The 13177-nt window shown below is 35.0% G+C and carries 12 protein-coding genes; 2 read left to right on the top strand and 10 right to left on the bottom strand.

Features of this window, described 5'->3' with window-relative positions; translation table 11 throughout:
* Positions 1-7: 7 nt before the first annotated feature.
* Complete coding sequence (locus BW983_RS14945) at positions 8-625, top strand: HD domain-containing protein (RefSeq protein ID WP_076552709.1); 618 nt, start codon at positions 8-10, stop codon at positions 623-625.
* A gap of 484 nt (positions 626-1109) precedes the next feature.
* Here the strand turns inward: BW983_RS14945 and BW983_RS14940 are convergent, their stop codons facing one another.
* The 9 genes from BW983_RS14940 to BW983_RS14900 all read right to left on the bottom strand — a co-directional run bounded on the left by BW983_RS14940 (position 1110) and on the right by BW983_RS14900 (position 9582).
* A complete protein-coding gene (locus BW983_RS14940; RefSeq protein ID WP_076552708.1) occupies positions 1110-1880 on the bottom strand; it encodes an alpha/beta fold hydrolase in 771 nt (256 codons plus the stop codon).
* A 14-nt stretch (positions 1881-1894) separates the two neighbouring features.
* A complete protein-coding gene (locus tag BW983_RS14935) occupies positions 1895-2884 on the bottom strand; it encodes an NAD(P)H-dependent flavin oxidoreductase (RefSeq protein WP_228409017.1) in 990 nt (329 codons plus the stop codon).
* A gap of 206 nt (positions 2885-3090) precedes the next feature.
* Positions 3091-4458, bottom strand: a complete 1368-nt coding sequence (locus BW983_RS14930; protein WP_076552707.1) for a peptidylprolyl isomerase — start codon at positions 4456-4458, stop codon at positions 3091-3093.
* 86 nt (positions 4459-4544) lie between these two features.
* A complete protein-coding gene (locus tag BW983_RS14925; RefSeq protein WP_076552706.1) occupies positions 4545-5468 on the bottom strand; it encodes a PfkB family carbohydrate kinase in 924 nt (307 codons plus the stop codon).
* 28 nt (positions 5469-5496) lie between these two features.
* The gene (gldD, locus tag BW983_RS14920) at positions 5497-6054 is read right to left on the bottom strand and encodes a gliding motility lipoprotein GldD (RefSeq protein WP_076552705.1); all 558 of its coding nucleotides are present in this window, start codon (positions 6052-6054) and stop codon (positions 5497-5499) included.
* 44 nt (positions 6055-6098) lie between these two features.
* On the bottom strand, positions 6099-7133 hold the full coding sequence (gene mutY / locus BW983_RS14915) for an A/G-specific adenine glycosylase (protein WP_076552704.1): 1035 nt from the start codon (positions 7131-7133) through the stop codon (positions 6099-6101).
* 78 nt (positions 7134-7211) lie between these two features.
* A complete protein-coding gene (locus BW983_RS14910; RefSeq protein ID WP_228409016.1) occupies positions 7212-7673 on the bottom strand; it encodes a hypothetical protein in 462 nt (153 codons plus the stop codon).
* Between the two features lie 77 nt (positions 7674-7750).
* A complete protein-coding gene (locus tag BW983_RS14905; protein WP_076552702.1) occupies positions 7751-9115 on the bottom strand; it encodes a DUF5458 family protein in 1365 nt (454 codons plus the stop codon).
* 20 nt (positions 9116-9135) lie between these two features.
* Positions 9136-9582 carry a type VI secretion system contractile sheath small subunit gene (locus BW983_RS14900; protein WP_076552701.1) on the bottom strand — a complete coding sequence of 149 codons (447 nt, stop codon included), beginning with the start codon at positions 9580-9582 and terminating at the stop codon, positions 9136-9138.
* 354 nt (positions 9583-9936) lie between these two features.
* On the opposite strand from BW983_RS14900, the gene BW983_RS14895 reads away from it, so the two are divergent.
* On the top strand, positions 9937-10983 hold the full coding sequence (locus tag BW983_RS14895; RefSeq protein ID WP_076552700.1) for a hypothetical protein: 1047 nt from the start codon (positions 9937-9939) through the stop codon (positions 10981-10983).
* Between the two features lie 65 nt (positions 10984-11048).
* Here the strand turns inward: BW983_RS14895 and BW983_RS14890 are convergent, their stop codons facing one another.
* Positions 11049-13145, bottom strand: coding sequence for a M13 family metallopeptidase (locus BW983_RS14890; protein WP_076552699.1), 2097 nt, complete (start codon positions 13143-13145; stop codon positions 11049-11051).
* Positions 13146-13177: the final 32 nt, after the last annotated feature.

Here is a 13177-nt window from a genome sequence, read left to right as displayed (position 1 = left end):
TTTTGTCATGGATCTAAAGAATCGATTTGAACAACTCTGCTTACCATTTTCAGCAGATAATATATTAATCAGCACTCTATGGAAAGAGATTGAAAAGAAATATTCTGAAAAAGGCAGGCATTATCATAATCTTCTTCATCTTGAAAATATGTTTCAGGAACTTGAACTGGTGAGAGATAAAATTTCAGACTTTACTGAAGTTTCTTTTTCTGTTTTTTACCATGATGTTATTTATGATGCCACTTCCAAATCTAATGAAGAAAAAAGTGCATTAACTGCCGAAACAAGACTTTCTGAGCTTGGGTTCAGTAAAGAAAAAATTTCAAAAATTTCAACTCAGATTCTAGCTACAAAGTCTCATCAAAAATCAGAGGACGGAGACACCAACTACTTATTAGATGCCGATCTTTCAGTTTTGGGAAAAGACTTTGATACTTATCTGAACTACACTAAAATGATCAGAAAAGAATATTCTATTTATCCGGATCTTCTTTATAAACCCGGAAGAAAAAAGGTGCTTAAACATTTTTTAGAGCTTGACAATATTTTTAAGTCCGAATATTTCAAAGAAAAATATGAAACTCAGGCTAAAGAAAATATTGCCAGAGAAATTAAGCTTCTATAATTTTTTACCATAAAAAAGAGATGCAAATAAATTTGCATCTCCCAAACACATTCATATCAAGCACAAACTTATAATGATTTGCATCATCAGCAAGTTCTACATTTTCAGGCTTGACGTATATTCACACTAGGATAAGGATGATTCAGTTTTATATTCTGACATTTCAAAAATAAGAAACCAAACATCACCAATTCGTGATTTTACTTGTTTATTTATTGTAATTTAACTATTAACGATCACTATTACAGATAATTTTGTATTAAAATAAAAGTTACAAAAATTCTACTACAGGAAAAAAATATTTATGAAAATTAATTCAGTACTCATTAAGGTCAAAGAAAATATCTTCCGATAAACCGTTAATTATTATTGTACAATTTTCAAATAATATGTACAATAATTTTATATTTAAGTTAGTGATAAACAAAAACACCCTTATTGAAAGGATGTTTTTATTTTATAGTTTGATTGAATACCGCCAAATTTAACTATTCTTGACTATAAACTCTACAGATCGCTCCAATACTAGTTCCGGTACTTCTTTATGCGGTGTATGCCCTACTTCAGGAATAATATATTTTTCACTACTACCACTTACCTGAGAAACTGTTTTTTCTAACTGATCCAGTGTACCATATTCATCCTTTTCTCCTTGGATAAATAAAAGTGGGCAAATAATATCTTTTAAAAGGTATTCAATATTCCAGGTTCTGTAATCATCGCGAGTCCATGTTTCTGTCCAAGCTTTGAACAACATTTCAACCTTATCACCATGATACTTCTGAAGACGTTCCGGTAGGTTGGTCGTTTTATAGGCTTCCCAGGCATCATAAACACCTTTTAAGGTTACATCTTCTACGAAAACATGTCCTGCTTCACAGATAACTGCTTTTACTCTTTCGGGATATTTTGCAGCGGTAATCAATGCTATTGTTCCGCCATCACTATGTCCGAATAAAACAGCATCAGTAATATTTAATTCTGCTAAAAGATCATTTAGAAGATCGGCTTCCAGTTCCATATAATTAACCGGTCTTACATGCGTAGACATAGGATAAGATTTTCCGTATCCCAAACGATCATAAGCAAGCACGTTACATTCTGTAGCAGCAGATAGCTTCGCTGGAAAATCCCTCCAAAGTTGCACGGAACCTAGTGAATCATGCAAAAAAACTATTGTAGGCTTATCTTCAAATGAGTTGTTGTATTCTATGTATAATTTTTGGTCCTTTACATCAATTATTCTACCTTCCATTGAATAAAATTATATTAAAATTTAGGGATCTTAGTATCTTCAAATTCTTTTAAGAGCTGGTTAAAAACTGTTTCAACCGGAAGAATATCATTGATTAAAGCAGAAACCTGCCCTATTTCTAATTCTCCGTCTTCCATATCGCCTTCAAACATCCCTTTTTTGGCTCTGGCTCTTCCTAATGAAGCGATTAATGCGTCTTTATTTCTCCCGCCTTGGTATATTTCTTCAAGCTCGTTAAAGAATTTATTTTTAACCATTCTTACAGGAGCCAGTTCTTTTAGGGTAAGGTGAGTATCTCCTTCCTGAAGTTCTGTGATTTTCTTTTTCCAATTATCATGGGCACTGGCTTCAGTAGTAGCAGCAAAACGGGAACCGATCTGTACACCATCTGCCCCAAGGATCATAGCAGCTTTCATTTGTGAACCTAAAGCAATTCCACCCGCTGCGATTAATGGTTTTGAGATATGATTTTTCACATTTGGGATCAGGCAGAATGTTGTAGTTTCATCTCTTCCATTGTGTCCTCCTGCTTCAAAGCCTTCTGCTACTACTGCATCTACCCCTGCTTCTTCACACTTTACAGCAAATTTGGTAGAAGACACTACGTGAGCAACAGTTAGCCCCTCTTTTTGTAGAGTTTCTGTATAGGTTTTCGGATTTCCAGCTGAAGTAAAAACTATTTTCACTCCTTCTTCTAAAATGATCTGAATAATTTCTTCAAGATTCGGGTAAAGCATAGGAACATTCACACCAAAAGGCTTATCTGTTGCCTGCTTACACTTTTGAATATTCTCTCTTAAGATATCAGGATACATACTTCCTGCTCCTATTAATCCTAATCCACCACAATTAGAAACAGCAGAAGCAAGTCTCCATCCGGAATGCCAGATCATCCCAGCCTGAATGATTGGATATTTTATATTAAAAAGCTCTGAAATTCTATTTTCGTTAGTCTGCATATCATGAAGTTTTTTTGCTGAATTGAAATCTATAAAATTGCTCATGCGTAAAAATACTAAAAACAAAGGTTTTACGGGAATAATTTCAGCTTGAAATCTTTGAAAAAAAACAGAAATCTTAAGGATAAAAGTAAGACAGATTTTCAATAGCAAAATTTGATTTTCACTTCATTCCCAATATTTGTATAATATATCTATTTTACTACTTTTCAGGCATAAAAAAACCTTCAGAAATTCTGAAGGTTTTGATTTTATTTTTTGATTGATTCTTTTTTCCAGTTGGCTTTGAAACTACAAGTATCGTAGCGTCCGTCAATAGAAATAAAGGTTGTAGGTAACTTAGAGTTTACAAACTTTTCAACCATTTCATTTTTCTTTTTGTTCAGCGCCATCTGCTTGATTCGGCTGAAGTCTGTTTCCAATGTAATCTGGTGAGCCGGGATCACATCTTCAAGTTTGATAATTTTAACTGCTTTTCTTCTGTTTTCATCATCTTCAAATGCAGTAGTGATATCTCCTTTGTTCAATCCTGCCAATTCGTAGCTGATTGTCCCCGGAATACTTTCTCTTTCGATTTTATCAGAACCGTCTCCGCCAGGAATGATCCCTGCATTGAACTTAGTCTTTTTATCATCAGAAAATTTGAAAGCTGCATCTTTAAATGAAATTTTTCCATCAAGAACCAGTCCTCTGATACTGTCAAGCTTTGCTTTTGCAGTTTTAAGTTCTTCGTCTGTAGGAGTTCCTTTCAAAAGAATGTGTCTTGCATCATATACTTTTCCTGATCTTTTGATCAATTGGATGATGTGGTAACCAAATTCAGATTCAATAGGATCTGAAATTTCATTTTCCTGAAGGTTTAACGCAGCAGCTTCAAATGGCTTTACCATCGCTCCTTTGTTGATGTTTTTATATAATCCACCGTTAGAAGCAGAACCTTCATCTTCAGAATAAATTCTTGCCTGGCTTTCAAAAGTTTCACCTCCAAGGATATCTTGCTTGATCTTTTTTAATCTATTAATAAGGTCTTGTTTGTGAGCTTCTGTCAACGAAGGGTAAATCATAATCTGAGATAAAGTAACCTCATCTTTGATTTGTGGCAACTGCATTTTATACAGATTATAGAAGTCAGTCACCTCATTTGGTGTCACATCGGCTTTTTCAGTTACTCTCTGATATTTTGCCTGCCCATAATATTGATCTGTATCGATTTTTTCGATAGCATTTTTCAATTCATATGAGTTTCTGAACTTATAAGCGGCAAGCATTGTTTTTTCATCAGGAAACTGAGAAAGCATCTGACGATATTTTGCATTAGCTTGTTCTTTGATTGCTGCGGAACGATTCTCAATCAGCGTATCTTTTTTTGCTTCGTATACAAGAAGTTTATTGCTGATTAGGTTTTCAAGGAATTCACATTTGTCTGTATTGGCAGCACCCTGTTGTTTTCCATAATTCATCTGCTCAATAACATCAGATTCCAAAACAATCTCATCTCCGATAACAGCAGCAATACCATCCACTAAATCTCCTGGTTTTAGCTGGGCATTCATCATATTAGAAGAAAAGATCATGATGAAAATCCCTAGAAGATAAGTGATTTTTAGTTTATTTGTCATTTTACTATTTTAACAAGTTGCAAATTTAGAATTCTTAACGAATTTCACTCAATTTTTTATTATAAATATTTCTTAAAAAGACTTATTTACTGTAGTTCAATATCAAATGTCGTTAATTCTTTGAATTGTCTCAATCTGCTGAACATATCAGACTCTTCTACTTCCTGAATTCTTTCTGTTCCAAATTTCTCTACAGTGAATGATGCCATTGCTGATCCTACGATCAATGCAGACTTCATCGTATCAAAATCGAATTTTCCTTTTTTAGCAAGATATGCTGCAAAACCTCCTGCAAAAGTATCTCCAGCTCCTGTTGGGTCAAAAACCTCTTCTAACGGAAGTGCCGGGATAGCAAATACTTTATTATCATGGAAAAGTAAAGCTCCGTGCTCACCTTTCTTGATAATCACATATTCAGGACCCATTGTATGGATCTTTTTAGCAGCTTTTACTAAAGAATATTCTCCTGAAAGTTGTCTTGCCTCCTCATCATTGATGGTAATCACATCTGTTTTAGCAATCATATCCATTAAGATATCCAATGCGCAATCCATCCAGAAGTTCATTGTATCAAGGATTACAAGCTTAGGACGGTTGTTCATTTTCTCAAGTACTGATAACTGAACTCCAGGGTGTAGGTTTCCAAGTAATAAAATTTCGGCATCCTGCATTGAGTCCGGGATTTTCGGATCAAAGTTCTCCAACACGTTTACTTCTGTAGCCAAAGTATCTCTTGTATTCAAATCGTTGTGGTATTTTCCTGACCAAAAGAAAGTTTTTCCTTCTTTTACGATTTCAATTCCTTCGATATTTACTTCTCTGTCTGTAAACATATCAAGGTGTTCCTGTGGAAAGTCTCCTCCTACTACAGAAACAATACCGGATTTAACGCCTAAAATAGATGAAGTGATCCCAATATAAGTGGCAGCTCCGCCTAAAATCTTATCCGTTTTACCAAATGGTGTTTCAATTGCATCAAATGCAACACTTCCTACAACTAAAAGTTTCATATATTTTTCAATGTATATTAAAAAGTAATTATTTTTTCCATTCAAAAGAATCCAGCAGGTGTTTCATATCATTTTTGATATAATTCACTGCAGGAGCCAGAGAGTCCGGTTTCGGTCTCGTATTAAAGTATAAATAAGCAGTCACGAAATGTTTCGTACTGTCTGTAATGTAAAATTGAAGATTGGAAGCAGTCTGTCCTTTCAGCTCATAGAAGTTTCCGTATACCTTTTTGTCAGGGTATTCAAAGGATTTTGTATCTATGGCACTGGCTTTAATGGTGTGTTCGTATACCATTTTTTCAGCTTCCTTGATATGTTCAGCAAAGTCATTCTGTATCGGGTAATAAGTAACAAAAACTTTTGCTTTCATTTCAGGGTAGTTCAAATAGTACCAGCAAGGTCTTTTAGCTGCTGTGATATTCGCAAAATTTGAATATTCGAATATATAAGCGCAGTTATTTTCAAACTTTTGATATTTCGGTGCAGGATATTCAAGACGCAATTCTCCGTATGGTTTCGGGATTGGATCTTTTCCACATGAAATTAAAAGCAGTGATACAAAAATAAAAATGACTTTTTTTATCATTTTGCAAAAGTACAAATTAGATTTTAGATTTCGGAAGACAAATTTCAGTCTTTCAATGAGTTTTGAATGTAATTTTCCAAAGGCTTTGGAAAGGATTTTTCATGGGAACCCTGAACGTCTGTAATCAGGTACTGATTTTCAGCGATAAAATCACTCCATATTTTCTCAGAAGTCACATTCACGTTAAATATTTCAATGCTTAAGTTCTTGTGTGTCAATTTATGGGCAACTATTTTCGCACTGGTAATAAATTCTTCCATTTCCTCAGGGATTGCCTCTGGAAATTCAAATAACTTCTTCCAGATAAAGTCATCTTTTCTCTGTCTTATCAAAAATTGCCCATTTCGATGAACGAAATAATAGGTTAAAGCAAGGTCTTCCGCCTTCACTTTTTTGGTTTTTACGGGAAATTCTGAAATTTTATTTGATGAAAATGCGAGACAGTCTTCATTGATCGGACATTCTCCACACAAAGGATTTTTAGGTTTACAGATCTCGGAACCGATATCCATCATTGCCTGATTGAAATCTCCTACATTATCAGGCATCACCAAAGCTGCCAATTCTGAAAAGTAGATAAACGCTCTTGAATTTGAAATATCAAAATCATCGGCAAAGAAACGGCTCAGAACACGGTAGAAATTTCCGTCAACAGCAGGCATTTTTCCATCAAAACATATACTGGAAACCGCTGCAGCTGTATACTTCCCTACTCCTTTTAATTTCAGAATCTCATCATATTGAGCAGGAAAAACTCCCTGATAATCATTCATGATCTGCTGTGCCGCCTTATGAATATTGATTGCCCTTGAATAATAACCCAGTCCTTTCCAATATAATAAGACTTCATTTTCTTCAGCTTCTGCCAAAGTTTTTACATCCGGAAATCTTGCAATAAAATTATTGTAATGATTCAATCCCTGATTGATTCTTGTCTGCTGAAATACAATTTCACAAATCCAGATTTTATAAGGATCTTTCGTCTGTCTGAAAGGCAGATCTCTCGCATTATTTTTATACCACTCCAAAAGCCTGTTTCCTACATGTTGAAAACCTGAGGCTGTACTATTTTTTTCCAAAAACCAATCTATTTAACCCAGGAAAGATCATATTCTTATTCCCGCGTGTTATTTTGAGACTGCAAAGATAGGTTTATTTTACTTTTTTTTCACAGGATATACCGATCCTCCTCTTAACCATTGATATCTAAGGTCCCTGTCTTTTGCAATAAATTTGTAGCCTTGTAAAGCTTTCATGTAAACATACATGGAATCATTATTATTATTATTTAATTTTAGTTTGTATGTTGACAGAAATTCGATTGGATAATCTATAACAGAATCTCTTATGCTTTTCAATACTCTACCTGATCTTACTTTGTAGATAAAGAATGGCTTTCCACGTTTGGAACTATCGGCTAATTTCACCTCAGAACTTGCAATAACCAGTTCACTTGCATCAAAGCATTCTTCTTCATTCATGATATAGGCTTTTCCTTCCTGACGTTCGTCTGCGAAAAGATCTTCTTCGTATTGTCCCGGGCTTTGGTATTTTTTTTCACAACTTACCAAAAGTATCATCAATAAAACTGGTAAACCAATGATAAGTCTTTTATTCATATTAATTTTCATAGATATTGGTAGAAAAAAACCGATGTAAAATTGCATCGGTTTTTGTTATTTTAAAATAAGTTTTTTTATTCCTGAGCGTATTCTGCATCCCATTCGTTACCGTCATCTCCTTTGTGTCCGTCAAGTTTGATAACGAAACTTTTTGTAGGGAAATAAGGTGTCATACGGATATCAAGCCATACTCTGTCTTTGTTTACTCTATCCTGTTCGAAACGAACGATCTTGAATTTTTCGATCAATTTGTCCGGTCCTTTGATATTATCCAGGAACGTTACAATTTGTCTTCTCAAATCGTCTTCGTTTTTAGCATTCCAGTTTTCGAAAGCTCTTCTGTTCAGGAAGTCAAGTAAAACTTTAGTTACATAGTCGAACACACGAACTACTGAATACGTCTGAAGACCGATGTTGTCTCCTGTAAATAATGTCTTTGCTGAGAAAGCCATAATTTTTCCGTATTCATTTACCATTGGTACCAGACCCATTTTTTCTAATTGAGAAATTTCACTTTTCTTCAATTCGAATTTTACAGCGTCTACTTCGTTGATATTACCATGTTTTTTACCTGCTGCTACCTGAGACATTAAAGTCTTGTGGATTTTTCCGGCTAATGAAGTGGAAGGTGGAAGTTCTACGTTTTCTTCTTCACCTACTTCTTCTGCTTTTCCACGTCCTACAAGCCAGTTACACGTCATAATAACGTTACTTCTGTGAAGTTCACCTCCTGTAAGGTTAGCAGAATGGAATAAGTCTACTACATCATCCGGTTTGTCAAGGTTGGCAAAGTCTGTAACCATCATTACTTTGTTTTCGTTACAGATTTTCGCCCATTTTTCGATCACTTTATTTGATCCTAAATATCCAGGGATAGCAAGGATTGAATAGTTATCTCTAAGATCTAAACGGTCGTAGTAGTTTTTGAATTCTTCTGAGATTGCATCGATAAACAAAGGATTATCAAGGTCTGAAACCTGATCGATGCTTGCGTTTACGATACTTACGTTATCCACTTTATCCAATTCTGTATTCTTGTAGAATTGAGCTACGGTTCTATAGTTGGTTTCCAACAGACGAACTGCATCAAGTGTATTTTTTAAGTTTTTCTTTAAATTCTGATCAGCCTGTTGTGCTTTATTTTTGCACGTATCAGCCATTTTATCAGCAGATTCACTTCCTTCTAAAAGGCTCACCCAAAGGTTGATTTTTTGAAGAAGTTCTTTTCTTTCGTCTGCTTTATTGCTATCATTAAGGAATATTTCTTTCCTTGCTTTTCTCGTTGGGTTCATATTGGCGATACCGTCTACAACGGATTCAACAAAGCCAAAACCTCCCATTTTATTGAGCTCTGCAAGCGGATTCCCTTTCGGTTGTCCAGAGTGCTGCTGCTGTTGTCCCTGCTGCTGGCTTTCCTGCGCCTGTAATTTGCTATCCATGATTTAATGTAAGTCTTTAATTATTTTTCAAGTTCTTGTGCTACTTCTTTCAATACTTCAATGAACGCAGCTCTGGTCTGGTCGTTCTCTAGCATATTGCGTAGAATTTTATTTGTTTTCAGCTGACGTACAATTTTGTTGTACTGCTCCTGTTCCATGCTCAATTGCTGTAGATAGTCTGATTTTTGAGTAAGGTTTTTAGGAGTAAAGTCTCCAAGATTTTGAAAACGGAATTCTTCTTCTACCATTCCACCGTCTTCTGCTTCATGCTGTACAGACACAGAAGGTTGAAAATGTTTGAAAACGTCTTCCACAGTTTTTAATCCTGTTACAATTTCAGGGGTATAAGATTCTTCTGTTGTAAGCTGGCTTACTATCAGTGATTTATTTTCCTGTATTTCCTGAATAGCTTCATTAGCGTCTACTTTTACCTCGTTTCCGCCAACACCATAATTAAACATTGCCATATTATTATTATTTTGAGATTTAATATTTTGATTTGGATCTGTCTTTTAACAATTTACAGATAAGTCTCATAAATTACCAATCCAATGTTTAAATTTAAAAAAAAACTGTAACATACAAAATTTTGACAAGATTTTTCTTGACTTATTTGAATTCACAGGCTCTTATTTAACATAAAATCACAATCTTACGAGGTCACTAAGCTATGAAAAAAATTAATAACAATACCTTATAAAGAGATAAAATAATATTGGTCTGTTTTTCATTTATAAAAAATATCAAATCCATGTTAAAATAAGATATTCTCAGATGTAAGGAAAAAATATTTTTTATATTTAAACAAAGTAAGCAGAATAATGAAAGATGTAAAGATTGCATTCAGAAAACCCATATATCCTGTTTCAGAGGCATTACAGCAATATCTGGAAAAACATAACAGAACCACTAAAATTCAGTTTCTTTATGAAGACCTGTTAAGATTCAGTGATAGTGTGAATATCCTGGACAAAGATGGCAAAGATACTTTATGGCTTGGTGTAATGTATCCTGAATATGAGTTTAGAGAAATAGAAGCGAATTTAAATAAGATTTATACTCTTCTTCATTCCGATGGAGACGAGGCTACTCTACCTTATCTGAAAGTGGATACAATCGATTTCTGTACTTTCGGAAATTCTAAACCTTTTCGAATTCGGGTGAGAAATATTCTTAATGATAATTATACTAATTTCTACATTAAACAGGCGGATGCTTCACGAATATATGGGCTTGAACTCGAAGATTTACTTTCTCCCAACCGGATTAATTTTCTAATTTATAAAAACACTTTGATAGAGGAACATATTTTGGGAATTCCCGGAGATGTATTTATCCAGAAACATCTATTCAACTGTACGGAACTGGAAAAAGCTCAGATTTCCAAGGAATTTGTAAAATTCAATGAACGTTGTCTTATTGGGCTGCTTGGCGATATGCGTTCTTATAATTATGTCATTATTCCTATACACGATTTTGATCAGGTTATTTACAGAATCCGCCCTATCGATTTTGACCAGCAAAGTTATGAAGGCAATCTAAAGGTTTATCTTCCTCAGTATTTCAAAGAAAATAATACTATGGTGAATATGGTACTGGAAAAACTGAAACCTAATTCTATAGAGCAATATCGTAAGGAAGTGCGTTCTCAAATTGTAAAAAGAGTGACGAGCAGTAAAAGCAGATTTGATGAGCTTATTTCTATTATGAAAAAGGAAGACATTGCCCCTGAAGCCAATGTTAAAGAGCTTAAAACGGCTTTGCAGAAACTTACTTATGATGTGAATTTCAAGTATTGCAAAACTATGGGAGATATTATAGAAACCGGAATAAAGTTTGTGATCCGGAATTATAAAAAAGCCTATTAAAAAGAGAATCCGTCTCACATTGCATTGAGACGGATTCTTTCTTTTCTAACAATTTTTTGGTAGTCTTACCAAATTTTTATTCTGTCTTCAGGAGCTTTATACATTTTATCTCCCGGCTTGATATCAAATGCTTTAATGAATGAATCCTGGTTTACCAACGGACCGAAAGCTCTGAACATTCCCGGAGAGTGCGGATCTGTTTTCACCTGATTGATCATATATTCATTGGTAGCTTTTGTTCTCCAAACGGTAGCCCAGCTCATAAAGAATCTCTGATCCTGAGTAAATCCACTGATTTTTCCAGGGTTTCCTTTGTCTTTAAGGTACATCTGAAGGGCATCGTAAGCAACGGCTACTCCTCCTAAGTCCCCAATATTTTCTCCGCTTGTAAATTTACCATTCACAAAGCTTCCTTTTACGGGTTCATAAGCGCTATATTGAGCAGCTAGCTGTCCTACTTTTGCATCAAAGTTTTTACGGTCAGCTTCCGTCCACCAGTTATTCAGGTTTCCATCACCGTCAAAACGTGATCCGCTGTCATCAAAACCGTGAGAAATCTCGTGACCGATCACAGCACCTATTCCACCGAAGTTTACGGCTGCATCAGCTTTAGGATTATAGAAAGGAGGCTGAAGAATTGCAGCAGGGAAAACGATTTCGTTGTTTGATCCGCTGTAGTAAGCATTTACTGTTTGTGGAGACATTCCCCATTCTGTTTTGTCAACTGGCTTACCTACTTTATCTAAATTTCTCTGATATTGCCAAGCTGCTACATTTTGCAGGTTGGAATACAGGGATCCACCTTGTTTTGGAGATTCTACCTTCAATTGAGTATAATCTTTCCATTTGTCAGGATAAGCAATTTTTACAGTAAACTTGGATAGTTTTTCCTGAGCTTTTACTTTAGTATCAGGAGACATCCAGTCTATATTGGCAATGTGAGATTTGAACGATTTTAAAAGGTAATCGATGTAAGTCTCCATCTGCTGTTTTGCTTCAGGAGTAAAGTATTTGTCTACATATAATTTTCCGAATGCTTCTCCCAGAACACCATTTACAAGAGTTAAACCTCTTTTGTTCATTGGACGCTGTTCTTTTTGTCCCTGTAGTTCTTTAGCATAGAAATCAAATCTGATCTGCTCAAGATTTTCGTCAAGGTTACTTGCATTCCCGTTAATTAAATGATATTTAAGATAGTCTTTTAATAAAGGAAGATTTTTCTGCGTGATAAACTGATCCATATTCTGGTAGTACTTCAGTTCTCCGATGATCACTCTATCTGTATTTACGCCTGCATCTTTAAGGTATTTGGCAAGGTCAACGTTCTTCACTAAACCTGAAAGTTCAGAAACGTTTTTAGGATTATATCTTAAATTGGCATCTCTGTTCTGCTCTAATGTCAATAGATAATTTGCCAGTTGTTTTTCAAAATCTACTACATTCTGCGCTGCCTGAGTAGAGTTTTTATATCCTAAAACTCCGAATAATTTTCCGATATAAGACTGATATTGCCCTAATGTTTTAGTGTTGGCTTCGTTTACTTTCTGGTAGTAATCTCTTCCTAAACCAAGATCCGGACCTCCAAGATAGACAGCATTCATTTTAGAATTCTTCATATCTGCACCGGCTCTCCATCCGTAGAAAGAGTTATCTCCTAATTTTGTAGCTTCTAAAAGATATTTCTGAAGATCATTCAGATTTTTAATGGCATCAATTTTTGCCAAGTCTCCTTTAATAGGCGCTAATCCGTCTGTATTTCTTTTTGCAGTATCCATAAAAGAGGCATAAAGACTCTGGATCTTCTGCCCTTCTGAACCTGCCGGATATGTTTCTGTAAGGATTTTGTTTAAAATATCTAATGATGCATCATCCACATTTTCCCTCAAGGCATTGAATGAACCCCAATTTGCCTTATCTGAAGGGATCTGAGTAGTTTTCACCCAGTTTCCGTTCACATAGCTAAAAAAGTCATCCTGCGGACGGGCATTGGTATCCATATAAGATAGATTAATTCCCTCTTCTTTCACTTCTTCTTTTACCGGCGTAGCAACGGTTGCTTTAGCCTCTGTTTTTGTCTCTGTCCCTGCAGTTTTTGCTGCACCACATGAATTCAACAATACAATACCCGAAAAGGCAAGTATCCCAATATTTAGCTTTTTCATTGAAGATAATTTTTGATTTTACACAAACTTAT

The sequence above is a fragment of the Chryseobacterium ureilyticum genome (genome assembly GCF_900156735.1).
Taxonomy (GTDB): Bacteria; Bacteroidota; Bacteroidia; order Flavobacteriales; family Weeksellaceae; genus Chryseobacterium; species Chryseobacterium ureilyticum.
This window is presented reverse-complemented; position numbering and strand designations above follow the sequence as displayed.

Coding starts and splice junctions, on each gene's coding strand:
- BW983_RS14930 (WP_076552707.1), bottom strand. CDS start 4,458: ATGACAAATAAACTAAAAATCACTTATCTTCTAGGGATTTTCATCATG.
- BW983_RS14900 (WP_076552701.1), bottom strand. CDS start 9,582: ATGGCAATGTTTAATTATGGTGTTGGCGGAAACGAGGTAAAAGTAGAC.
- BW983_RS14925 (WP_076552706.1), bottom strand. CDS start 5,468: ATGAAACTTTTAGTTGTAGGAAGTGTTGCATTTGATGCAATTGAAACA.
- BW983_RS14945 (WP_076552709.1), top strand. CDS start 8: ATGGATCTAAAGAATCGATTTGAACAACTCTGCTTACCATTTTCAGCA.
- BW983_RS14940 (WP_076552708.1), bottom strand. CDS start 1,880: ATGGAAGGTAGAATAATTGATGTAAAGGACCAAAAATTATACATAGAA.
- BW983_RS14895 (WP_076552700.1), top strand. CDS start 9,937: ATGAAAGATGTAAAGATTGCATTCAGAAAACCCATATATCCTGTTTCA.
- BW983_RS14890 (WP_076552699.1), bottom strand. CDS start 13,145: ATGAAAAAGCTAAATATTGGGATACTTGCCTTTTCGGGTATTGTATTG.
- gldD (WP_076552705.1), bottom strand. CDS start 6,054: ATGATAAAAAAAGTCATTTTTATTTTTGTATCACTGCTTTTAATTTCA.
- BW983_RS14910 (WP_228409016.1), bottom strand. CDS start 7,673: ATGAATAAAAGACTTATCATTGGTTTACCAGTTTTATTGATGATACTT.
- BW983_RS14905 (WP_076552702.1), bottom strand. CDS start 9,115: ATGGATAGCAAATTACAGGCGCAGGAAAGCCAGCAGCAGGGACAACAG.
- BW983_RS14935 (WP_228409017.1), bottom strand. CDS start 2,884: ATGAGCAATTTTATAGATTTCAATTCAGCAAAAAAACTTCATGATATG.